The sequence below is a fragment of the Mycobacterium kiyosense genome (genome assembly GCA_021654635.1).
GTDB classification, from domain to species: Bacteria; Actinomycetota; Actinomycetes; order Mycobacteriales; family Mycobacteriaceae; genus Mycobacterium; species Mycobacterium kiyosense.
In genome coordinates this window covers 4,664,187-4,687,020 of the sequence record AP025179.1, presented here as the reverse complement: position 1 = coordinate 4,687,020, position 22,834 = coordinate 4,664,187, and the positions used below count along the sequence as shown (strand labels likewise).

Annotated in this window: 20 protein-coding genes and 2 pseudogenes; 7 read left to right on the top strand and 15 right to left on the bottom strand. The window is 64.1% G+C overall.

All coding sequences use genetic code 11. The annotated features are described in order from the left end of the window. Nucleotides 1-18: 18 nt before the first annotated feature. The 3 genes and pseudogenes from L6444_RS22030 to L6444_RS22020 form a co-directional block, all read right to left on the bottom strand. Nucleotides 19-1,160: pseudogene (locus tag L6444_RS22030) on the bottom strand (acyl-CoA dehydrogenase family protein). Then, on the bottom strand, nucleotides 1,157-2,320 hold the full coding sequence (locus L6444_RS22025; protein ID WP_236977256.1) for an acyl-CoA dehydrogenase family protein: 1,164 nt from the start codon (nucleotides 2,318-2,320) through the stop codon (nucleotides 1,157-1,159). The pseudogene L6444_RS22030 and the gene L6444_RS22025 overlap by 4 nt, the downstream one beginning before the upstream one ends. Before the next feature lie 2 nt (nucleotides 2,321-2,322). Beyond that, on the bottom strand, nucleotides 2,323-3,897 hold the full coding sequence (locus L6444_RS22020) for an AMP-binding protein (protein WP_236977255.1): 1,575 nt from the start codon (nucleotides 3,895-3,897) through the stop codon (nucleotides 2,323-2,325). A gap of 519 nt (nucleotides 3,898-4,416) precedes the next feature. On the opposite strand from L6444_RS22020, the gene L6444_RS22015 reads away from it, so the two are divergent. After that, the gene (locus tag L6444_RS22015; protein WP_236977254.1) at nucleotides 4,417-5,580 is read left to right on the top strand and encodes a cytochrome P450; all 1,164 of its coding nucleotides are present in this window, start codon (nucleotides 4,417-4,419) and stop codon (nucleotides 5,578-5,580) included. Here L6444_RS22015 and L6444_RS22010 read toward each other — a convergent pair whose 3' ends face one another. The 5 genes and pseudogenes from L6444_RS22010 to L6444_RS21990 form a co-directional block, all read right to left on the bottom strand. Continuing rightward, nucleotides 5,581-7,026 (bottom strand): protoporphyrinogen/coproporphyrinogen oxidase, encoded by a 1,446-nt coding sequence (locus L6444_RS22010; protein WP_236977253.1) that lies wholly within the window; start codon nucleotides 7,024-7,026, stop codon nucleotides 5,581-5,583. Further along, complete coding sequence (locus tag L6444_RS22005) at nucleotides 7,023-7,790, bottom strand: hypothetical protein (RefSeq protein WP_236977252.1); 768 nt, start codon at nucleotides 7,788-7,790, stop codon at nucleotides 7,023-7,025. The genes L6444_RS22010 and L6444_RS22005 overlap by 4 nt, the downstream gene beginning before the upstream one ends. A gap of 58 nt (nucleotides 7,791-7,848) precedes the next feature. Beyond that, on the bottom strand, nucleotides 7,849-9,015 hold the full coding sequence (locus tag L6444_RS22000; protein WP_236977250.1) for a phytoene desaturase family protein: 1,167 nt from the start codon (nucleotides 9,013-9,015) through the stop codon (nucleotides 7,849-7,851). 289 nt (nucleotides 9,016-9,304) lie between these two features. Then, nucleotides 9,305-9,421: pseudogene (locus tag L6444_RS21995) on the bottom strand (NAD(P)-binding protein); the annotation flags it as partial. A gap of 116 nt (nucleotides 9,422-9,537) precedes the next feature. Beyond that, entirely contained in the window at nucleotides 9,538-9,867 is a 330-nt protein-coding gene (locus L6444_RS21990; protein WP_236977248.1) for a hypothetical protein, read from the bottom strand. Here L6444_RS21990 and L6444_RS21985 point away from each other — a divergent pair. After that, nucleotides 9,860-10,180 carry a hypothetical protein gene (locus L6444_RS21985; RefSeq protein ID WP_236977246.1) on the top strand — a complete coding sequence of 107 codons (321 nt, stop codon included), beginning with the start codon at nucleotides 9,860-9,862 and terminating at the stop codon, nucleotides 10,178-10,180. The two genes, L6444_RS21990 and L6444_RS21985, sit on opposite strands and share 8 nt — an antisense overlap. Nucleotides 10,181-10,391: 211 nt before the next feature. On the opposite strand, the gene L6444_RS21980 is transcribed toward L6444_RS21985, so the two are convergent. Genes L6444_RS21980 through L6444_RS21970 form a run of 3 tightly spaced genes read right to left on the bottom strand, consistent with a single transcriptional unit; the run spans nucleotide 10,392 to nucleotide 13,615 of the window. Continuing rightward, complete coding sequence (locus L6444_RS21980) at nucleotides 10,392-11,222, bottom strand: hypothetical protein (RefSeq protein ID WP_236977245.1); 831 nt, start codon at nucleotides 11,220-11,222, stop codon at nucleotides 10,392-10,394. Nucleotides 11,223-11,228: 6 nt separating this feature from the next. Further along, the gene (locus tag L6444_RS21975) at nucleotides 11,229-12,602 is read right to left on the bottom strand and encodes a protoporphyrinogen/coproporphyrinogen oxidase (protein ID WP_236977244.1); all 1,374 of its coding nucleotides are present in this window, start codon (nucleotides 12,600-12,602) and stop codon (nucleotides 11,229-11,231) included. After that, the gene (locus L6444_RS21970; RefSeq protein WP_236977243.1) at nucleotides 12,599-13,615 is read right to left on the bottom strand and encodes a spirocyclase AveC family protein; all 1,017 of its coding nucleotides are present in this window, start codon (nucleotides 13,613-13,615) and stop codon (nucleotides 12,599-12,601) included. The genes L6444_RS21975 and L6444_RS21970 overlap by 4 nt, the downstream gene beginning before the upstream one ends. Before the next feature lie 168 nt (nucleotides 13,616-13,783). Here L6444_RS21970 and L6444_RS21965 point away from each other — a divergent pair, with 168 nt between their 5' ends. Continuing rightward, nucleotides 13,784-14,404 (top strand): TetR/AcrR family transcriptional regulator, encoded by a 621-nt coding sequence (locus tag L6444_RS21965; protein ID WP_236977242.1) that lies wholly within the window; start codon nucleotides 13,784-13,786, stop codon nucleotides 14,402-14,404. Nucleotides 14,405-14,555: 151 nt separating this feature from the next. Continuing rightward, nucleotides 14,556-16,112 carry a phytoene desaturase family protein gene (locus L6444_RS21960; RefSeq protein WP_236977241.1) on the top strand — a complete coding sequence of 519 codons (1,557 nt, stop codon included), beginning with the start codon at nucleotides 14,556-14,558 and terminating at the stop codon, nucleotides 16,110-16,112. Between the two features lie 19 nt (nucleotides 16,113-16,131). Here L6444_RS21960 and L6444_RS21955 read toward each other — a convergent pair whose 3' ends face one another. Continuing rightward, entirely contained in the window at nucleotides 16,132-16,716 is a 585-nt protein-coding gene (locus L6444_RS21955; protein WP_236977240.1) for a TetR/AcrR family transcriptional regulator, read from the bottom strand. Nucleotides 16,717-16,892: 176 nt separating this feature from the next. On the opposite strand from L6444_RS21955, the gene L6444_RS21950 reads away from it, so the two are divergent. The 3 genes from L6444_RS21950 to L6444_RS21940 all read left to right on the top strand — a co-directional run bounded on the left by L6444_RS21950 (nucleotide 16,893) and on the right by L6444_RS21940 (nucleotide 20,131). Further along, a complete protein-coding gene (locus L6444_RS21950) occupies nucleotides 16,893-18,038 on the top strand; it encodes an LLM class flavin-dependent oxidoreductase (RefSeq protein WP_236977239.1) in 1,146 nt (381 codons plus the stop codon). 114 nt (nucleotides 18,039-18,152) lie between these two features. Then, entirely contained in the window at nucleotides 18,153-19,169 is a 1,017-nt protein-coding gene (locus L6444_RS21945) for an acyl-CoA dehydrogenase family protein (RefSeq protein ID WP_236977238.1), read from the top strand. Beyond that, nucleotides 19,169-20,131, top strand: a complete 963-nt coding sequence (locus L6444_RS21940) for an LLM class flavin-dependent oxidoreductase (RefSeq protein WP_236977236.1) — start codon at nucleotides 19,169-19,171, stop codon at nucleotides 20,129-20,131. Before L6444_RS21945 ends, L6444_RS21940 begins: the two co-directional genes overlap by 1 nt. Before the next feature lie 29 nt (nucleotides 20,132-20,160). Here L6444_RS21940 and L6444_RS21935 read toward each other — a convergent pair whose 3' ends face one another. Genes L6444_RS21935 through L6444_RS21925 form a run of 3 tightly spaced genes read right to left on the bottom strand, consistent with a single transcriptional unit; the run spans nucleotide 20,161 to nucleotide 22,818 of the window. Further along, entirely contained in the window at nucleotides 20,161-21,024 is an 864-nt protein-coding gene (locus L6444_RS21935) for an SDR family oxidoreductase (RefSeq protein ID WP_236977234.1), read from the bottom strand. A gap of 22 nt (nucleotides 21,025-21,046) precedes the next feature. Continuing rightward, nucleotides 21,047-21,991, bottom strand: coding sequence for a TIGR03619 family F420-dependent LLM class oxidoreductase (locus tag L6444_RS21930; RefSeq protein ID WP_236977232.1), 945 nt, complete (start codon nucleotides 21,989-21,991; stop codon nucleotides 21,047-21,049). Next, on the bottom strand, nucleotides 21,988-22,818 hold the full coding sequence (locus L6444_RS21925) for a hypothetical protein (protein WP_236977230.1): 831 nt from the start codon (nucleotides 22,816-22,818) through the stop codon (nucleotides 21,988-21,990). Before L6444_RS21925 ends, L6444_RS21930 begins: the two co-directional genes overlap by 4 nt. Nucleotides 22,819-22,834: the final 16 nt, after the last annotated feature.

The following is a 22,834-nucleotide window of genomic DNA, read 5'->3' as shown; positions in this document are numbered from 1 at the left end:
CCGAAGCGGTCGGCAGGGCTAGCGTAAACCGAGCGAACCGCTGATGATCTCGCGTTGAATCTCGTTGGTGCCCGCGTAGATCGGCAGCACCAGTGAGTGGCGTACGTGGCTTTCCATATCGTATTCGGTGGCGTACCCGTAGCCGCCCATCATCTGCATGCCTTCGAGCGCGATGCGTTTGGCGACCTCTGACGTCTTGATCTTGGCCATCGACGTCATACGCGTGGTGACCGGATCGGCACCGCGTTCGAGCCGCTCGGCGACCTCATAGGTGATCAGACGGGCGCACTCGAGCTCGGTCGCGAGGTCGGCGATCCGATGACGCAGTGCCTGGAATGTTCCGATGGCTTTGCCGAACTGCTTGCGCTCCTTGACATATGCGATGGCGTCGTCAAGGGCGCGCTGGCCGATACCGAGGCCGACCGCGGCGCCGAGCAGGCGTTCGCCGTCGAGGCCGGCCATGATCTGCGGGGAAGCCCCGGCCGATCTCGCCGACGATGTTCTCGGCGGGAACGAAACAGTCGGTGAAGAAGACGTCGTTGACTTCGCGGCCGCCCAGGGTCGAGATACGACGCGTTTCGACACCTTCGCTGTCGCGGGGGGACTTCGAAGATCGTCAGACCCGCGTGTGGCTTGCCATCGCGGCCGGTGCGCGCCACCAACAGAATTCGCCCCGCCCGATGCGCGTAAGAGCACCATGTCTTCTGTCCGTTGAGAACATAACCGTCGGCGACGGCGTCTGCCCGGCAGGTGATCGCCGCGACATCGGATCCCGCTCCCGGTTCGGAGATCGATATCGACATGATCTCACCGTTGGCGATGGCCGACAGTGCCTCCCGTTTTTGTTCTTCGGAGCCGAATCGTTTGTAGCAGCCTGCCACGGTGTTGGTCGGGCCGAGCGCTTTGACCGGTGCCAGGCCGCGCCACAACTCCTCGAACAGGATGGTCTGCTCTACGTACGTTCCACCGGAGCCGCCGTATTCTTCCGGGATCGCGATGCCCAGCCAGCCCAGTTCGGCGAGTTTCTTATAGAGGACCAAAGATTGGTCTTCCTCGTCGGGGTCGAGTAGTGCCTCGCGTTGTTCGCGGGTGGCGCATTCACGCGCGCAGAAGTCGCGCACCGCATGCTGAAAGTCCTGCTGCTCGATCGAAAGCGTCATGCTTGCGGGAACCTGCGGTCGGGAAACAGCCCCGCGGCAACGCCGTTGCGCAGCACGGCCGGCGCACCGCCGGCCACCACGTTGGTAACGCAGTCCCGGTGAATGCGCTGGATGGGGAAATCGGTTGTGACACCGTAACCGCCGTGCAGTTCCATTGCTTTCAGGGTGATCTGCGGGCCGGCCGTGGCGCCGAAGAGCTTGGCTTGGGTGACTTCTGCGAGCTTGGGAAACCGCCCTTCGATCGCCGATGCGGCGGCCCGGTAGGCGAGCAGTCGGAGTGCCTCGATCTGCACCCACATATCGGCCAGCGAGTGGTAGACCGCTTGGAAGTCGATGATCTGCTTGCCGAATGCCTCGCGCTGCTGGGTGTACTTGGCCGCCTCGTCGTATGCGGCCTGGCTGAATCCGAGCCAGAAGCCGCAGTTGTGCAAGCGTTCGAGGTTGAAAGCCGTCATCAGCCGGGCGAACTGGCCGGGTCCCACGATGACGTTCTCGGCCGGTACCCGGACGTCGCGTAAAACCATGTCGCCGTGGTGGATTCCGCGATCGCCGATGTAGATCGGGCCACGCTGGATCTCCACGCCGGGCATGGAGCTCTCCACCACGATCGCACCTATGCCTTTGGCGCCCGGCACGTCGTCGAAGCGCACGAAGGTGGCGTTGAGCTCGTTGACGTTCGAGCCGGTCAGAAAGCTCTTGACGCCGTTGAGGATGAAGTCGTCGCCGTCGCGCACGGCGGTGGTACTCAGATGCGTCAGTGCCGATCCGGCTTGCGGTTCGGTGAGCGCGATGTTGCAGGCGCGACGGCCGGCGACGATATCGTGCAGGTACTTCTCCCGCACTTCGTCGCTGCCGAGCAGAAACATCGACGGCCCTGGGCCGCTGGTGCAGAACACCGGCTCGGGTGGTAGCCAGGACTGCGCATAGCGGAACAGGGCCTCGACCACGATGAGGTACTCCACCGCGCCACCACCCTGACCGCCATACTCGGTCGGCATCGCGACGCCGAAAAGACCTTCCGCGCCAACACGTTCGAAGATCTCACCGTACGGCGCCTCGTCGGATTCGTCCCAGCCACGGGCCTCGTCGGCGAAGGATCGGCCGAGCTTCTCGGCGCGGGCCTGCAGGTCTTGTTGCTGCGGGGTCAGGGTGAAATCCATTGCTAGCGACGCTCCTGCTTGGTGACGGTCAGGTTCATTGCCTCGAAATCCCATGTCTGCGCGTTGTTTCCCGCCGAGCGCAACTTGTGCTTCAACACGCGGCCGACACCGTTGCGGGGGAGGGCGTCGAGGAAGTCGACATAGCGTGGGATCGCGAAGTAGGGCAGGTTGTTCTTGAAGAAGTCGAACAGTTCAGCCGGTTCGATCGGTGAGCTGGCTGCGATGCAGGCCTTGATGTCGTCTTCGCCGAGTTCGGACGGAACGGCGACCACCGCCGACTCCACAATGGCCGGATGGCAGTCGATCGCCGATTCCAGCTCGAAACTCGAGATGTTCTCGCCCCGTCGGCGCAGGCTGTCCTTCTTGCGGTCCATGAAGGCGAATGCCCCGCTGGGCAGGCGCCGGCCGAAGTCGCCGGTGTGATACCACAAGCCACGAAAGGCCTCGAGAGTCGCCGCGGGGTTGTCGAAATACCCGTCGAACATGGCGTACGGGGCCTTGGGGCGTAGGCAGATCTCACCGGTCGCCTCGCCATCGAGCACGTAGCCCTCGTCGTCGAGGAGTGCGACTTCGAGATCGGGCGCCGCGATGCCGCAGCCGTTCGGGTCACGCTGGTCCGACGACAGTGGCGTCAACGTGGTTGGCATGCATTCGGTTTGACCGAAGACGTCGACCCAGGGATCTACGCCGAACCGGTCCCGGAAGGTGGCTTGGCCGTCCAGCGAAAGCGGTGCGCACATGATCCGTGTGACTTTGTGGTCACGGTCGGCTGGCGACGGCTCCGTCGCAAGGATTGCCGCGCCCATCGCCCCGACGGCGATCATCAGTGTCGCGCCGACCTCCCGCGCGCGTGGGAAGTACGCGCGGGCGCTGAAGGTGCCCTGCAGGTAGGTCGGGATGCCGTACACCAGCGGCAGAGTCACGGTGACCAGCCGCGCCCCGGCGTGAAACAGCGGCAGTCCCGCGAACAGGACGTCGTTCTCGGTGACCTCGAGTGCCGCTCCGATGAGTTCGCCGCTGCGGCAGTAGTAGCCGTGGGTGGCGACGCATCCTTTGGGCAACCCGGTGGTGCCCGACGTGTAGAGAATCGACATGGTGTCGGCGGCAGAGAGTTCCACCGGTGGCGGGGTGTCACCGTGGTCGAACAAGCTGGAATATGGGACCTCGTCGTCTTGGGCCTCGTCGAGCATGATCACTGCCCGCAAGTCGGGAAGCTGGCTCCGCAACGAAGCCACCGCTTCGCGCCCGGCGGCATCGGTGATCAGGACGCCCGACCGGGATTGGCGCAGCTGATGAAGCAGGAACTCGCCCTTCAGGTATGCGTTCAACGGCACCTGGGCGGCTCCGGTCTTGGCTGCGCCGTAGAACAACTCGAGGAGCTCGATGCGGTTGGGGGCGAGCATCGCTAACTGTTCGCCTTTACCGACGCCCAGTTGAGCCAAACCAGCCGCAAGTGCGTCCGAGCGCTGGTTCATCTCGGCGTAGGTATAGACGTGCTCGTCCATAGCGCAACACACCCGATCGGGCGTGCTGGACGCACGTGCTCGCAGGATATTGCCGATCGCGTCACGAACCATGGTGACCACCGAATCCAGAAACCGGGGTTACCCGGCGATCACGGTCTTCGACCTGCCGCGCGGGCCGGTCCTGCTGGGTGCACGCTGCAGTCACTTGTTCTCGCACATCTTTCATTCTGAGGTTGCGTTAACGCCCATTAAGGTGTTTCCCACGGTGTTGCGCCCGATTGGGTCGACCGTGAACCGACTTGCTGCATCTGCCCACGTTCCGTAAAAGTGCGCACCCGCGATTATTTTGAGACAGTACGGCTATTAATTATTTCTGTCAACGGTATCAAGGCCGCTAGCTGCGGAACGTTCGGTCCGCAGCGCATCGCGATCAGCCGCGTGCGATTTCTGGAAGTCCCCTTCCGGAGACGTCGCGAGCGGCGCGTTCCTGCCGTCGGCCGGGCCGAAACAGATATGTGACGCGGACCACGCGTTCACGGTATCGTATGCGTGTCTGATAACCCGTCAATAGCCTAATCGGGATTAAATTCAGGCCTCGGTTGACCGTGCAGAAGAGTCAGAGGAGCGATCATGGAGGTCGGCTGCCCCGCACTACCGGACCTGGATACGTTGCCCTTTGCTCGTGACCGTGATGCGGCCTGGCACATGCTTTTAGCGCCCGGCAAGGTCGCGGTCTCCGATACCGGCGTCTACTTTCTGAGTGCCGCCGATGTGGTCGAGGCGGCAGCCATAAATCCCCAGCTGTTCTCTTCCCAGGGCGCGTTCGACTTGGTTGGCAGCCCATTTCCCATGGTGCCGATCGCGTTCGATCCGCCAGAACACACGCGCTTCAGACGCGTTCTGGACAAGTTTTTCGGCCCCCGCCGGATGGCTGAGCGCGCACCTGAATTGCGCCGGCAGGTGGGCGAGCTGATCGACCGGATCAAAGCATCCGGCGACAGCTCGGAGGTGATGGGTGCACTCGCCATTCCGTTTCCCTCCCAGGTGTTCCTGACGCTTTTCGGTCTGCCGCTCGAGGACCGCGATCTGCTGATCAGCTGGAAAGACGCGGTTTTGGAATTCTCCATCGCCGAAGGCGCCACACCTTCGCCGGAGACTATGGCTCGAGGCTTCGAATTGCTGAACTACTTGACGGAGCACCTTGCCGACCGCCGCGGTAGTGACGGCGATGACCTGCTGAGCAAATTGCTCTCTGATTCGAGTGAAGGCGCGCTGACCGACCAGGAAATCATCGGATTGTGCTTCTTGTTCCTCATCGCCGGACTCGATACCGTTACTGCGGCAACGGGATTCGCACTCTACGAGCTGGCCCGTAATCCGGCGCTGCGGTCCGCGGTGGCCGGCGACGATGAGGCGGTCACCCATTTCATCGAGGAGGTCCTGCGGATAAACCCGCCGGTTCCCTATGTCCCGCGGATGACCACTGCCGAGGTCACCGTGGCGGGCGTGACGATTCCCGCGGGATCGACCTGTTGGCTCGGGTTCGGGACCGCCAACCGTGACCCCGAACGCTATCCAGACGCCGACGCGATCAAGGAAAAGCGGAGCAATCACTTCACCTTCGGTCGCGGTCCGCATCGCTGCCTCGGCTCACATCTGGCTCGTCTGGAACTCCGCCTGATCATCGAGGAGTGGAACCGCAGAATCCCGGCTTACTCGGTCTTGCGCGAGCCCACTGTCGGGTGGCCCTCCGGGACGCTTCACTTCCGCGAGCTGCATTTGCAGGTGCGCTGATCAGCTGCCCGCGGAGACAGGCAAGGATCGGCCGACCGGGATCGGCTGGGATCGCGGTGTCAGCGCCGCGTTCATCACACGGTTCGCGGCTTCTTGTCCGCTGACCAGGGCGCCGTTCAGGCCCGAGATCCGGTCCAGGTCGGAGGCGAACTGGACCCGGGATGTCCAATCCAGGCGCTTCTGGAAATCGGCGATTCGGGCGAATCGGCCCTTGTCCATCACCGGCACGGATTCGGGCCAGCGCGCGACCGCATGCTCTTCGAGAGTGTCGACGACGTTTCCGTAGTAGCGGCGGGCGCGGTCTATAGCGTATTCCAGAACCTGTTCATCGCTGAGAGCCTGCGTGCGCTCCAGGTATTCGTGTGACAGAAGGACGGTCAGCAGCCCCTTGCCCGCCGGGGCTCGGCCAGGTGCCTTGGCGTGGTCGGCAATCACTGCGATCGTGTCGGGGTCCTCGTGGGGCGAGACCATGTAGTAAGTCGCGGGATCGTTCGGCCGCTGCGATAGGCCCAGACATATGCTGCCAAGTCGCCGGTACCGGGTTGTCTCGTACAGCGCCCGATGGTTGTCGTCCATCTGCGGGAACATCGCCAAGGCGTATTGCGCCTGAGTGGCGATGACGCATGCATCGAACGACTCCGTCAGTTGACTCCCTCCGCGTGGCGTGCAGGTGACCTCGACCGTCGCGCCGGTGTCTGCGACGTGGTCCACTGGATGGCCGAGCCGGACCCGCAGTCGTCGGGCGAGTTCTTCGGGCAACCCACTCACGCCGGGGCGCAGGTTGTACATCGTGCTCACCAGCATGTTGCGTATCGTCCAGAGCAGCAACGCAATCGAGGTATCTGCGTCGTCGGCCACCCAGGTACTGCTGACCAGCGGCCGACCGGCCCATTGCAACAACTCGTCATTGAGTTCGCGCCGGAAATACTCGCGCACCGTTTCGGTGTCCAACTCCGCAACTTGGTCATAGGAGTGGTAGCCGAGGCTGCCCCGGGCACTGAGCATCGGGCGGATCAGCTTCAGCGCCTTCAACTTGCTGCGTACCGACAACGCCTGCGTTCTCAGACCGGTCCGTAGCAGTTTGCCGTAGTCGAGCAGGTGCCTGTCACCCTGCCGGGGCATCACACCCCACACCGGGACCTCGGTGAACAGCGGGCCGAGGCCGAGTTCGTGGATCAAATCGATCGATTCACGATAGGTGCCGAGGTAGAAGGCGGCACCGAGGTCCATGATGAAATCGCCCTTGCGGACAGTCCAGACGCGGCCACCGACTCGCTCCCGCGCCTCGAACACGGTGACGTCGAACCCGCGCTGCCGGAGTCGATAGGCAGCGGTCAGTCCGGCCAGACCGGCGCCGACTACCGCGACGGTTCCCCTCAGTTCGCTACCCGCATCCCCGGTATCCACCTGTGGTGAATGCATTTTCGCGTTGGACGCGCCGCTCAACCGAGGTGTGGGCTGGCGAGTTCCGGCGCAGTACCGGTGAGCCAGTCAGTCATTCCGCTTTCCTGTGCCCGCTCGTCTTCTTTGATAGCTCGCAGCAGCAGCACGACCATCACCACGAACCAGCAGAAGTAGACGCAGAGCGGCACCCACCAGGCGAAGATTCCGTTCCAGGCCAGCGGACCCGTCTTGAAGAAGGGGATGACCGCCGCGGGCACCCAGATCATCGAGACCCAAATGTTGAAATACCCGGCCCAGCGCGGAAAGACCGGCTTGGCCCCCTTGTCGAGCAGGATCGCGACGCCCAGAGATGCGACCTGTATGCAGGCCGACGAGATGATGCCGAGGAACATCAGCCACGCCATGTCATTGAGCATCTGGACGATTTCGGGACTCCATTCGTGGAGTCGGTACAACGCGGTCTGCCAGATCGCGAACGGCACCAGGAACTCGACGCACAACAGGCCACCGGAGACCAGCTGCGACTGGGCCAGAACCGAGCGCACCCCTTCCATCCGCCGCATCTGGGCAGCGATCACCGCGCAGAAGGGCACCAGCAGCGCGCACGAGAAGAGACTGATCACCAAACCGAGCCGGATGAGGTTGGTGTGGTCGCTGAACTGGGCGACGAGGGCGGCACGGGATTTGGCCGGACTCGGTGGCGGAATGAAATGGCACAGAAATGCGAACGCCGACGCCCAGACGGCGATCATGAACGGACCACACCAGACGCACAGCCGTTGGGCCGTGACATTCATATAGGGCATCGATCGTCCTCCTCGACTCGGTCGAATCACCTTGTATCTCTTCGTACGAAGAGCGTGTCTATTCGTTCCGCAGAGCGTGCTGGGCGGCCAGCCGTCCGGGCCAGCCGACCACCCCGCCGGTTGGATGGGTGCCGGCGCCGGTCTGGTAAGAGCCCCTTGATGGGAGTGTCGTACCCGCCGAGCCGTGTGCCGGGCGGTTCTTACCCAACCGGTTGACCAGCATGTCGACGTGGAAATACGCGCCGGCCGGTGCGGCGAAACGGCTTTCCAGATCCTGCGGGGTGGACACCACCCGCCCGATCTCGGTTTCCAGCCCACCGAGGAAACGCAGACCCGACTTCCAGATCTGCTCGGTGTAGCCGTCTTTGTTGACGCCCCAACCGTTGCTCGGATACGCCGGCACATTCGAATGCAGGTAGAGCACATCGCCTTCCGCCGATGCGATCGATCGATCCGGCGCGGACAAGATGGCCATGTACACCGGGGGTGTGTCCACGTTGACCCCTCGCTTCATCGCGTACATCTGCTCGATGTGGTCCTCGAGTGTCCCGGTCATGAAGGTGGTGGTGCGGATGTCCTCGCCATCACGCTTGGCCCGGGCCGCTTCGGCTTTGGGGTAACCGATTCGGCCCGCGGTCGCGACGTCGATCTTGAAGGCGGCGGCGTTGACCGAGTTCGCGGGGATGAGCGAGACCCGGTTGCGTTCCTTGCGACTCAGCAGCTCCTGGGGGACCAGCTTGCCCAGAGTGACTTGCGCTGCGGCGTTGGAGACGACGCCCCGGCGCGCGCGCAGTTCGGTACCGTCCTCGAGCAGCACCCCACTCGCGTGGCCGTCGTCGACCAGGATCTGCTTGACTCCGTTGCCCAGTCGCACCACTCCGCCGTGGCTCTCCAACTTGCCTTTGAACGCCTCGACGAGATTGGTCATGCCACCGCGGGGCCGCTGGACGCCCAGGTGGCGGTGCACGCCGGCGAAGCCCAGGAAGTACGCGCCCGAGCCGATCGCATCCGCGGGACCCACCATCGATGACCAGTAGGCCCACAGGCCACGCATGGCATCGGACTCGAAGGTCTCCGAGATCAGTTCGAAGACGTTGAGCGCTAGCATGCTCCCGATGAAGCGACGGGTAGCCCGGTCCGGGCGGTGCCGCAGGAGGTACTTGGCGAAGTCGACCTTGCCCCACGCGGACGGATCTTGGACAGTGAGGATGTCGATGAGATCCATGATCCAGTCGATCGGTCCGCGCAGCTGCTCGTAGGTGCGAGCGTCCGCGGGGGGAGAAGTACCGGATGTCTTCCAGGGTGCGGGCGAAATCGCCCCACAGCAGCAGGGTGTCGCCGTCTTCGTTCATCCACCCGTACGGGTGCGCGAGCGGGACCGTGTCGTACCCGAAGTCGGCCAGCCGCATCTCGCGGGCAAGAGGCGTCTGGGCCATGAACAGGTCATCCATCGCCCCGATGCTCAGCTTGTGCTCCGGTGCCTCCTGCAGGTAGGGATAGCTCGCCGAGAGACCGCCGAGCACCGGCAGTCGCTCGACGACACACACCGAACGGCGTTGCTCGGCGAGGGTTGCCGCCGCGCAGAGACCGTTGTGCCCGGCACCTACGACGATGTAATCGAACGTTTCCATATTCAGATCCTAGGCCAGTCGGTAGTGCGGCAAAAGACCGCAAAGTCTTGTCTTTTTCCTCGTGCTTCCAAGCGGTGGCTGCCTACCGCTATGCATAACGGTCGTTCCACATCCTGCTAGCTGTGCGAATACGCATGGGCCCGGTCCTCGGTCGGCGTCGTCTCGCGGGTTTGCGGAGGCAACAAGCGCCACTGGCCGGTCCCCAGCCGGATCAGGCCGTTGATCGCGATCAGTCCCAGCGCCATGCTCAGCACCGCCGCCGCCATGCGTATCGCGGGGGACGCGTCGGTGTTCGTGATCGCGAAGTGCGGCATCGCCAGCACCCACGACGCCATATACGTTGCGAAGGGCACGAATACGAGCAACAGCTGCCGCGCGCCGGTGAAGAACCAGGACAGCCGGACGACCACGACGGCGCCGAACAGCGATCCCAGGCTGTTGATCACCAACCAGCTGATGGGGGAAGCCGCCAATCGCGAACGGTTGGTAACCGTAGTAGACGTAGAGTCCGGCGCGCAGCATCGGTACCTCCAACAACACGTTGAGCACACCGAAAACGCCGATGCCGCACCACATGGCCCGGTGACTGGCGCCGCGCTTGAACGCCAGCGCCATCACGTAGGACAGGCCCCCGAAGAAGACCACGTAGGCCAGCACCACCCAGACGGGCACTGCTCGGTCGAAGGCGGTGTAACCGTTGATCCCGTCGCCGGGGAAGAAGCAATGACCCAGCACGTCGACCGTCGCTTCGTTGAATGAGCAGACGTAACCACCGACCAACATCAGCAGGAACGCCGGCGAACCGGACCGCCGCCAATCCGCCAGGGCAGCAGCCACGAAGCCTGCCACTACCACGGCCAGCACCGTGGCGATGATTGCGTGTGCGGTGGTCGGGGTGGTCATGCCCCACGGGGGGTTGGGCGATCGCAACTATCGACGTTGTCATGCTCGGAACTCCAATCTTGCTGAACTATGCGCCGACGACGTCGGCCTCAGTTTTCAAGGTGACGGTTGGGACGGCTGTCGAAACCGGTGGCACCAGCCGAAGTTGCCCGGTGCCGAGCCGGATCAGCAGGTCGATCCCGTACAGGCCGAGCGCCATGCTCACCGCCGCGGCCACGGTGCGTACACCATGCGCCGCATCGGTGCCCAGAATCAGGAAGAACGGCATCCCCACGACCCACGACGACATGAAGGTGGCGAACGGGACAACCAGCAGCAGCAACCGGCGAGCCCCGGTGAACAGCCAGGAGAGCCGGGTGACCACCACGGCTCCCAGTAGCGAACCGAATGCGTTGAAGACCAGCTGGCTGAGGGGGAAACCGCCCACCATGAAGGGTTGATCGCCGTAATACAGGTACAGCTTGGACTGCAGCAGCGGGATCTCCATGGCCAGGTTGAGTGCTCCCCAGGTGCCGATGCCGATCCACAGTGTGCGACGGGTGATTCCGCGCTGGAATGCCACGGAGAGTAGGTAGGTGAGTCCGCCGTAGAAGATCACGTAGGCCAGGATCACCCAGATCGGTATCGATCGGTGGAACACGGTGTGGCCGACCCAGCCATCGGCGGGGAAGAAGCAGTGGCAGAGGAAGTCGATCAGCGGCTCGTTGAACGAGCAGATGTAACCGCCGGCCAGCATCAGCAGGAAGGTGGGCCGTTTGGTGCGGTGCCAGCTGACCAACGCGGCGACGACGAAGCCCGTCACCGCAACGGCGAGCACGGTCGTGATGATCGTCTGCGGGGTTGTGGGCGTCGTCATCTCCCATGGGGGCTGGTCCCACGCGAGGGTTGCGCCGGTCATCTCGCCCTACGCTCCGGTCGTACCGATCAAGCGCGGCCGGGGAACCCGCTCGGCGAACAACGACGCGACACGGGCGGCCGCTTCCTTGCCGCTGACCAATCCCCCGTTGAGGCCCGGGATGCGGTCCAGGTCGCTGGCGAACTGCACCCGAGCGGAGCGGTCTATCTTCTTGCGGAAGTCCGCGATCCGCTTGAACCTGCCCTTGTCGAGCACCGGAACGGACTCCGGCCAGCGGAACAGCGCATGCTGCTCCAGATCGCCGGGAAGTTTGCCGTAGTAGTACTTGACCCGCTCCAGCGCGTGGTCGACCAGGTAGTCGTCGTCGCGGTCGTCGGTCCGGTTGAGATAGGCGGGCGACAGCAGTACCGAGATGAGGCCCTTGCCCGCCGGCGCCCGCCCCGGCGCCTTGTTGTGGTCGGCGATGACGGCGATGGTGTCCGGGTCGTCGTAAGGGGAGATCATCGAGAAGGTGCCGGGGTCGTCGGGCCGGCGGGAAAAGCCCAGCGAAACATTGCCCAACCGGTGGTACCGAGCGGTTTCGTAGAGGCCCCGGTGGTTGTCGTCCATCTGCGGATACATGCCGACCGCGGGCTGGGCCGTTGTGGCGATGACCGCGGTGTCGAAGATTTCGGTCTGTTCCCCCGACGACGGTGTCTGGTAGGTGATTTCGACCGCAGAGCCGTTGTCCGTGACGTTGGTGACCGTGTGTTGCAGCTTGGTGTCGACGAGTGTCGCCAACTTCACCGGCAGCCCGGCCACGCCCGATGTCAAATTGAATACCGATTTGACCAGCATGTTGCGCACTGTCCAGTGCAGCAGGGCTACCGAGGTGTCGTGATCCTCGTGCACCCAGGTGCCGCTGACCAACGGGGCTGACACGTAACGGGCGAGTTCGTCGTTGAGCACCCGGTGGGAGTAGTCGTACACCGTTTCGTTGTCGATCTGAGCGAGTTCGTCGTAAGTGTCGTAGCCGAGGCTGGCGCGGTGCTTGAACACGTCGGCAAATAGGCGGAGTGCCTTGACCTTTGCGGGCCAGGAAATGACATGGGTGCCCAGGCTCGCCCGGATCGGCTTGGCCAGGTCGAGATAGTGCTGCTTTCCTTGCCGCGGCATCCCGAAAATCACGGGCGTTTCGACGAACTCGTTGGTCAGCCCGACCTCGTGGATCATCGCTACCGCCTCGCGGTAGGTCCCGAGATAGACGGCGGTGCCGAGGTCCATGACGAAGTCACCCTTGCGCACGGTCCAGATCCGGCCGCCTACGCGGTCGCGTGTCTCGAACACCGTTACTGCGAAACCGGCCTTCTTCAGCTCGTAAGCGGCCGCCATCCCGGCGATGCCGCCGCCGATCACTGCGGCGGTGCTGTGCTGTTGGGTCATCGATGCCTCTCTGGTAGACGTTCGGGCCGGTCAGGCGCGGATTGACGCGAGATCGGCAGCTTGGGGTCGGCGCAGTTGAAGGCGGTCGTTGGTCCGCACACCCCGCCGTTACGCCAAACCCGTTCGATATGCGCCTTGGGCATGGGTCCGGAGTGCAACGCGTAGAACCAGTACGGCATGTTGAAGGCGATCAATATCGCCAGCTGTGCCGCGCCGGCGATCGCGCAGAACCTCGCGAACGTCTTGGCGCCTTCGCGTTTGAATTTCAGTTTGTCGATGCCGCGCTCGGGCCAGGACCGCCCGCGGTCGTCGCGGAAGAAATGCAGACAGCTCAAGATGATGAAGGTCCCGGGCCAGCTCAGCGGTTCGTAGAGGGGGAACTGGTGATCGGTGCCGGCGAACAGCGTCAGCCACGGAATGGTCGCCGAATAGCTGATCAGCCCCGTCCTGGTCATGATCAGTTCGACGATGACGTCGCCGACGATCATCACCAGGTAGGTCTGGCCGATCAGCCGGAAAACGCTGCGCGAAGGGTCTTTTCTGCGCTGGTAACTCATGTACCGCGATCCGGCGTAGCCGGACATCGCACACATCCACAGGTAGGCGGTGAAGTACACCAGCGGCACGGGAATCAACTGTCCGTTACCCGAACTCCAGCCCGGGATGTGCGGCAGCCAGCTGCCGAAGTTGACGAAGGTGGTGGCGTACTGGAATTGGTAAACCGTCCAGTCGATCCAGGGCTCCTGGAAGAACATCAACCAACCGGCGAGGAAGAACAGTCCGTCGAAGCTGAACCGGCCGGTGCGCAGTTTCGGTCCGATCACGAAGTGCCACAGGATCCATCCGGTGATGAAGATGCCGAAGACGACTTCGACGCAGCGAACCAGTACCACGTACCAGGTCGGCTCTTCGCCGCGGCCGAGGGTGTTGGGGGTGAAGTCGCCGCTGACCACCCACATCGTCCAGCAGTAGGCGATCAGTGCCAGCCACAGAAAGCCGTGCACCACCCACATCTTCGCCCATGTCCGTTGAGCTGCAACGGGATCGGGGCCAGGTGTGTCAACGCCGACCGACCCCGACGTTAACGGCCGTTCATCGAGCATGTGACCACGCTAACAGATTTATCTGTCAATGAACAGATAACTATCTGTTCGCGGACAGAATCGTCGTACAGTCATAACGTGTCCAGTGCGATCAGCCGCAGGCCCAAGACCAACCAGGAGCGTGTCGAGGCGTCGACGCTCGCCCTGATCGCTTCGGCGATCCAGCTGTTCGCCCGCCAGGGATACGAGCGCACGACCGCGGGGGAGATCGGCACCAACGCCGGGTTCAGCCGCAACATGGTGCGCGACCGTTACGGCTCCAAAGAGGCGTTGCTGCAATCGGTCTTCGACACCTTTGCCGATTTGCTCCTGCCCGCCGTGCGCAGCCAGCGGGGCGGCAGCGGGCTGGACCGGGTGCTGGGACAACTCGACGACCTGCTCGATGCGGTGGAGCGAGAGCCCGAAACGATGCGGGCGATGATCGTGCTCACCTTCGAGACGCCCGCTGCACTGGAGGGCTTTGCCGGGTGGTTCGACGGCCTCATCGCCGGCTACGAGGCCGAACTCGCCGCCAACCTGGCCGCGGGCCAGCACGATGGGTCGGTTCGCAGCGATCTCGATCCCGCGCGGGAAGCCGAGGTCTTCGTGTCTTACGCGATCGGACTGTGCTTCAGGTCCGCCCTGCGCCGCGACGGTTACGACTTCGTCGGAGAGATCAGAGCGTGGCGCGCGCGGCTCGCGCAGCACTACTCCGCTTGACGACGCAGTTCGTGTTCCGAGAACGGCGGTGTAATTTTGCGACCTACTGTGTCTTTATCTAGCACCTGGTCCAGGGGAGGCTCCGAGACAATGACCGCGGATGTGATCGTGGTGGGTGGCGGCCACAACGGCTTGGCCTGCGCCGCATACCTTGCCAAAGTGGGACGACGGGGTGGTTGTCCTGGAAAGCCAGGGCGTACTGGGTGGGCTCAGCGCCACCGAGGAAACGGTGAAGGAAGCGCCAGGTTTCCAGATGAACACCGGCGCTTTGGATTTGGTCTTCTCCAATAGCGATCAATCGGTGATCGAGGAACTCGACCTGGCTCGGCACGGCCTGCGCTTTGCCATCGCGGATCCCTGGGGCTCCTACCTCAACCCCGATGGCGCATCGATTGCACTGTGGCGTGATCCGGCGCGCTCGGTCGACGAGATCCGCCGGTTCTCTTCCCGTGACGCCGCGGCGTTCGAACGGTTGAATCTGCTGTTCACCGATCTCTGGCTGGCTGTCCGCCCGTATCTGCAAGACCATCCGACCCGTCCGAGTTTGCGGACCATCGGCCAAATGTTCGTACACCTCGCCAAAGGTCGCCGTTCTTTCCGCCCATTGCTGCGGATGCTGATGGCCTCGCCCGAACAGCTAATCGAAGAGGAGTTCGAGCGCGAGGAGGTCAAGGCGCTGATGGCCAACCTGGCCTCGTGGTCCATGCTGCCGCTGTCGGAAGGCGGCTCGGGCGGGGTGCTGGCGATGTGCAGCACCTATTTCAACCAGAAGTCGTCGCGACCCGTGGGCGGAACGGGCAGCTTCGCGGCGTCTATCGCGCAATGCGTTCGCGCACACGGTGGAACGATCCGTGTTGATGCCCCGGTCGCCGGAATACTCGTCAGCGCCGACGGCGCCGCCGAGGGCGTCGAATTGGCCAGCGGCGAGCGCATCAAGGCCCACCACGTCGTGGGTGCGATCGACCCGCAGCGACTGATGTGCGACCTGGTGCCCAGCTCGCATGTGCCGGCCCGCACTCAGCAGGAATTGCGTGCGTTGAGCAATCTGCGTTGGAACATCGGTGTTTTCAAGAGCGATGCCGCGCTGTCGCACCGGCCCGATCTGGTCGGCGGACGCCAAGAGCTGTGGAATGGTCTGCTCTTCCTGGGGCCTACGCTCGACTACATCAAGCGCGCACAGCTGCGGGCCGCGGCTGGCCAGATACCGGACACCTATCCACAGTGGACCGCACTGCCTTCGGTGGTGGATCGCACTCAGGTTCCGCAGGGCAGTGAAGGCGAAACCCTCTTCCTGGCCATGGCCACCGTCCCGGTGCAGATCGAGGGCAGCGAATGGGCCGACGAGGCAGAGAAATTCGGCCGGCAGGCCCTGGGGTTCCTCGACGAACACGCGCCTGGAATCTCCGACGCGGTCATCGGAAGCTTTGTGCGGACGCCCGACGATTACCACGCGATGGCAGGCCGCGGGAACCTGTACCACGCCGACATGACGCTGGCGCAGCTCGGCCCCTGGCGTCCGACGCCGTCGCTTTCGGGTTACCGCACCCCGGTCCGCAACCTGTGGCACAGCGGCTCGGGAGCCCACCCGGTCGGGGGGCTCACCGGATGGAGTGGACGCACCACGGCCCGCACCATTGATGCCGAATTAGGCGGATCGGCGAAAAGGCTTGGTGCGCGACGGCGCATCCCCTTGCGCATCGCCCGCTGAGCGCGGTTGCGGGCTGGGCTCAGTGCGCGAACACCGCGGGGATGAGGAACGTCCGAATGCGGCGTCGCTCCTCGAAGTCGCTGAGGTCGTCCCGGGGCGCGAAGAGGGTGATGATGCCCTGGATCCATTCGACGATGTCGTGGTCTGAGGCGTCTTCGCGGATGACCCCGCGCTCGCGGCCCCGCACGATCAGTGGGGCGAAGGTATCGAACACGATCTGGTGCATGGGTGAGCCCGGCCCCGTCAGGAACGCACTCAACCTTCGCGGTAGCGCCTCGACCAGATAGGAGAACTCCTCATCGTCGCGGCCGACGGCGATCGACCGGACGACGAGGTCGACCAGTTCCTTGCGCAGATCGTTCGCCTCCAAGTCCGTGCCGGCCCGTAACTCGACGGAGAACTCGCGGCAGCGCTCCAACAACGCCAACTCCACCAGCTCGTCACGGCTGGACACCCGACGGTAAAGCGACGTCCGCGCGGTACCGGCCGCCGCGGCGACGTCGTCCATCCGGGTTCGGTGAACGCCAAGGCGCGCAAAGCATTCGCGCGCCGCGACGACGACCTGGGTCAGGGGGTTGGATTCGTCGCGTTCTGGTTGAGCCATCGTCATCGCGTGCTGTTCCAATCGTCGGCTTGCCGCCGCGGGCGGCGCTGCAAGCACTCCCACTTTAACTAATGCGTCACCAGCTCTTGTATGTTGCGACAATTCGAGACTAATGTCGCGACACACATGCTACTTCGTAGCAGAGCTAGGAGATCGCGATGCACATCCGGACAGCCGTGCCGATCGTGGCCGACCGCCACCTTCCCGCTTCCGCTTTCGGCGCCGCTGCCGCGGCCATCGCGGCCAGCGGCGTGGTCGACGACATCCAGGTCTGGGACCAGCTGACCTCATGGTTTCCGCAGAGTCTCTGGACGGCGGACCGCTCGCCTCTCGCCGCACTGATGGCAGACTGCGATTCTTTCCCCGATGCGTTCGTGATGGCCGCGTACGGGGCGGCGGCCGCGCCGGGGACCGGCCTGGTACTCAGTTCCGACTCGGTGCGCCGCGGTCCCGGCGAGCTGATGCAAAGTCTGCTGACGCTGGCGAATGTCTACGAAGGCAACGCAATCTTTCAGATCGGGGCCGGCGAACTCAAGCAGACCCAGCCGTTCGGGCACAAACGGTCGCAAGGCATCAAGCGCCTCGAGGATCTCTACGAGGTCTTCCATCGGCTCTGGCAGACCGACGGCCCGATTTCCTATGACGGTCACTACGCGAAGATCGACACGGCCTGGCTGGGAAAGGCGAAAAACCACCGCCCACAGATCTGGGGTATGGGCGGTGGGCCACGCATCATCGACCTCGCAACCACCCACGCGGACGGCTTCGTGACGATGGCTCCCATGGTCTGGAACTCTGCTGAGGAGGTTGCGGACAACATCGCCTCGATGAAGCGCACGCTCGCCGAAAAGGGCCGTGACCCTGAAGCATTCGGTTTCGGCATCTGGTCGCCGCTGCTGATTCACGAGGATGCGAACGTCATCGACCGCGCACTCGACAACGACTTGATGCGCTGGGTGACGGCGATTATCGGACGTATCAACCAGGGTGACTGGGCCGGTATCGGACTCGAGCCGCCGATGCCGCCCGACTGGCATTACGCGATGAAGCTGTTGCCGTTGAAGGTTGGTGAGGCCGAGGCGATGGAGATAGTCGGGCGCACCACCCGGAAGCACTCAGAGCAGACCTGGCTTTACGGCACCCCCGATCAGGTGGCCCGGCAGTTGCAGCCCTACGTCGAGGCGGGCGTGAACCTGGTCTGCCTGCTGGACATCTTGCCTTTCGTACTCGAGGTGGAGGACGCGATGGGGGCCATCGCGCGCCCGATTGAGGTGAGTGGTCTGCTCAAGCAGAAAGTCAGCGCCGATGTCCCGGTTGCTTAGCCCCGAACACCGCGAATTGCGGGACATCGCACGCAAATTCGCTCAGGAAGAGGTGGGGCCGCGTCGCCTCGAAGCCGACGAAGGGCCGGACTTTCTCAAGGGAGATGAACCTGCGTGCGGGGGGAGTTGGGGCTACCGCGGGTCGTCGCACCCGCAGAACTCGGCGGGCGCAACCTCGGCCAGTTGGGCGGGGTGCTGGTCGTCGAGGAACTTGCCCGGGAATCCGGCGGTGTCGCGCTGAGCGTGATGATCCAGATGCTGTTTCCCATGATCATGGCGCTCTGCCCCGAGGCTGCGGGCCGGTGGCTCGATGACGCGCTCGACGGAAAGGCCAACCTCTGCGCGGCGTTTTCGGACCCGGTCGGCATCGCGAACTATCCCGAGCACCCGGACATCGCCGTCCGAGACGGCGATGAGTTCGTGATCAACTGCCGGCGTCACTACGTGACCCAAGGCACGTTCGCGGACGTGATCGGCGTGGCAGGGTTGCACCAGGACAACTTCTGGATGTTCTGGGTTCCTGCAGGCACGCCGGGGTTATCGATCGAACCCATGCGCAAGATGGGCGTCGGCGCGCCCTGGGGCGGCATCACGCTCGAAAACGTGCGCATTCCAAGCACTTTGGCGAGCGACCTCTCGTTTGTCGTGAAGGATCGTGAGATCGCCAACGTCGACGGCGGCGCCGCGGCATCGGTGGTCAACATTTCGGCGTGGTCTTTGGGTCTCGCCACCGGTGTGCACGAAAAGACCGTCGAATTCGTCACGACGCGCAGCGTGCGTGGCCGTCCGCTCGGCTCCCTACAGGCGATCCAGCACAAGCTGGTACGTCAACGAGAGCGAATAGAGGCAGCCCGGTCGATGCTTTACGACGCCGCCAGCGCGCGCGACCAAGGCGAAGGGGACAGCGTCCTCGACCACCTGGTGAAGACCTTCGTCTCCGAGATGGCTGTCGAGGTGGCGCGCGATTGCGTGACCATCCACGGTGGCCGCGGATACCTCAAGGAGGGCGGCATCGAAATCTACCTCCGCGAGGCGATCGGCGGCCTCGTCGCCGAATGTTCGACCGATATGCATTACTCCACGGTCGCGCACCTGATGGGCCTGCCCGGGGCCGAACCGGGGGCTTTCTGATGCGCGTCGGTCTGATCTACACAAACCTCGAGTGGGACAAGGTCCTCGACCACGTGGTCTGGGTCGAAAAGCTCGGCTTTGATTCGATTTGGCTGACTGAGCATCACTTTCAGGACTTCTCGCCGTCTCCCTTGACCCTGGCCGCCGCGGTCGCGGCGCGCACCGACCGGGTGCGCATCGCCACCAACGTGATGCTCGCGCCGCTCTACAACCCGGTGCGGCTCGCGGAGGAGGCGGCAACGGTATCGGTCCTCTCGCGTGGCCGGTTCGACTTGGGCATCGGCATGGGCTATTACGAGCGAGAGTTCGCCGGACTGCAGGTGAATATCCGGCACCGCCCCAGCCTGTTCGAGGAGACGGTCGAGATCTTGCGCAGCGCTTGGAGCGGAAAACCCTTCTCGTTCCACGGCAAGCGCCACCACCTCCCCGAAATCAACGTCACGCCCGTCCCCACCCCGCCGCCACGCATCTTCATCGGTGCGGTCGCCGAGCCCGCGATCAGACGCGCTGCGCGGCTGGGCGATGGTTACCTCGGGGCCTACAACGCCCACCTAAAGATGTACTTCGATGAGGTGGAGGTGCTCGGGAAGACAGGTGCCGTGTGTGCGGGTCAGCAGGCGACGATCGCACCCGACGTCGAGAAAGCCAAAGTCGAGCTGCGCGACTACGCGCTGCGGTACGTGAACGACCACATCGACCGCGGCCTGTTTCCCGGGCCGCACTATGCGGATCTCGATGCGGCGATCGAAGCCGGCCACTACCTGCTATGGGACGGACCCACTGTGGTGGCCGAAATCGCCAAGGTCGTCGACGAGTTCCCCTTGATCGAGGATGTCCACTTCATGGTCACCGCGGGTCCCGGTGAGACCTTCGAGCACGCGCGGGAGCGCATCGAGTACATTGCGAGCGAAGTACTACCGGTGTTGCAACCCTTGGGATCTCAGCAATCCCCAGCTCGGTGACCGGTGGGGTCGCTGCGCCGAATAGGGGACTATTCCAGATCCAACGGGACGCGGGCCATCAGACCGCCATCGACGATCAGGTCGGTTCCGGTGACATAACTCGATTCGTCGGACACCAGCCACAGGGCGGCGCGGGCGAGTTCGGCCGGATCACCGACATGCCCCAGCGGCACCTGACGCGCCAACGGATCGAGAACTTCGGGCTCGACGTCGCGGGGCCGGATCATGGGCGTGTCGATGCCGCCGGGAACGATGGTGTTCACTCGGATTCCGTTGCGGGCCAACTCGAGTGCTGCCACCCGGACCAGGCCACGGATCGCGAACTTGGCCGAGGTGTAGCCGGCCAACCCAGGGTGGGCGCCGATTCCGTCGACCGATGACACCGCCACCATCGCGCCGCCCCCGGCGCGGGTCATGGGCTCGATGCATGACTTCATCCCGAGGAAAACACCGACCTGGTCGATCTCGATGATGCTGCGGTAGTCCTCGAGTGACAGATCGGCGATGAATGAAAAGCTGGCGACCGCCGCGGTGTGGGCGTACGCGCTCACCGGGGCGCCGAACTCGGACTCGGCCACCTCGTGAGCACGCGCCCAGTCGCTCTCCGAGGTGACGTCGAGGTGCACGAACGACGCCCCCTCGCCGAGATCCTTGGCGACCAGCTCCCCCTGCTCGTCGAGAACGTCGCCGAGCACAACGTTGGCGCCCTCCGCGTGGAACAGTCGGGCCGTGGCCTCGCCCATGCCGCGCGCGGCGCCCACCACCAGGGCGGTGCGGCCGGAGAGTCGTTGCCAGGTGCGGGATTCGGGTGAGCGACCCGCAACGCTGTTGCCCAGTCCGGCGTCGATGATGCGCGCCGCGCCTTGGACGAGGGTTCTCGCATCGTCGGGCACCGGTTCTCCTGTTCTGCGACCGTCAGCTGAGCGGCCCGACGAAGTCGTCGGCCAGGCGACCGAAAGCGGTCGGCACCGCTGACAGCTCGAAAGCGGGCGGGGTCACCAGATAACGAGTCACGCCGAGATCCGCGGCCTGTTTGGCGGCATCGAGGCTGGGCGGGCCGGTGACCGTCAGCGCGATGTCCTCGGGACGGCGGCCGGCTTCGATCGCGCCGGCGTGGCATTCCTGGATGAGCGCGGCGACGCCGTCAGGCAGGCGATACCCCGTCCAATCCGGCTCCTCACCGGTGAGCGTCGCCCGCATGGCGATCATCGCCACGGTGGAACTTTCGAACGGTAGTGGAAAGAAGCCGTCGGCAAGGCGCCCGGCCCGTCGTGCACCCTTGGACATCGACGCGCCGATATGGATGGGGATGTGTCCGTCGGGCGGTTTGGGGCCGCCACCGATCCCTTCGAACCGCACCGTCTTGCCGATGAAGCTCGCATCGGGCCGCCATGCGGCGCGCAGCGCGCCGATGTATTCCTCGAGGCGCGCGGCACGGGAGGTGAAGGTCACCCCGCACGCCTCGTATTCCTCCTTCAGCCATCCCAGGCCCACGCCGAGGATGAGGCGCCTGCCCGACAGGTCGTCCAGGGTGGCCGCCGCGCGGGCGAGCAGCACCGGGTTGTGCAGCGGTAACACCAGCACACCGGTGCCCAGCTTGACCGTGGTGGTCAGCGCGGAAAATTGGGAGAGCCACACCATCGGGTCAGGAAACGGGATCTCGTGCAACGGGGTATCGCCGCTCTGTTCGCCGGTCATGTCGGCATCCAGGTTGTCGGGCAGCGTCATCTGTTTGGGGACGGCAGGGTGCTCTTCCGTCCATACCGACTCGATGCCATTCTGCTCGACGGCAGCAGCGAGCGCGGCCATCATGTCGCGACTCCCGTAGGCGATATTGCCGTAGAAGAGGCCGACTTTCACGACGCCGCAGTTTTCACGGGTCTGAGTCGCAGCCCCTGATCGGACGCGTCCGCAACGCCGGTGAGGACGTTGGCGGGCCAGTGCACGATGGTGATTGCCGCCCAGGTCACCAACAGCGAAAGGCCAACGGTCGCAATCGATGCCAGCTGCACGACACCGTGGTTGGCCTCGGTGTCGGTGCCCAACGCGTTCATGATCGCCAGACTGGCTGCGGCCCACCCGGCCATGGTGCCGCTCGGGATGAGGCCGATCACCAGCAGTTGTCGCCATCCGGTCAGAACCGGGTAGAGCTTGTAAACCAACAAGGCCGGCACCACAACGCAGGCGGCGTTGGCGAAGACCATGCTTACGGGCATTTCCCAGATCTTGAAGGGTTGGTATCCGAAGTAGTGCCACAAGCCGTAGTGCACCGGAATCTGTTCGATTGCGCATACCGCGAGCAGGCTCGCGACGTAGGCTCCCCACCAGAATCTCGGGCTCAGACTCTGGGCCCTGATCCGGTCGAAGAGCGCCACTGGCAGGGTCGCCGCGTAAAACCCGTAGGTGAGTACCACTCCCCACGGGACCGGGGCGCCCCGCACGGTGAATGCGTTGCGCTGCCCCAACTGGGAGTGCACGGCGTTGCCCAAGACATCCGCGGGTGCCTCGAGCAGGACCGTGAGAAACGCTCCGACACAGATCAACAACGGGAAAACGGTTCGCCGCGTCACGGCGAGGTACCCGGCATACAGGGCGATCAGTGCGGCGGCCGCACCCGCGAACAGCAGATAGATCAGCTCACCGGTCGGCGGCATGTGATACAGCGGGGGCTGGGTGTATTGAACCATCGGGTTTCCTCTTTTG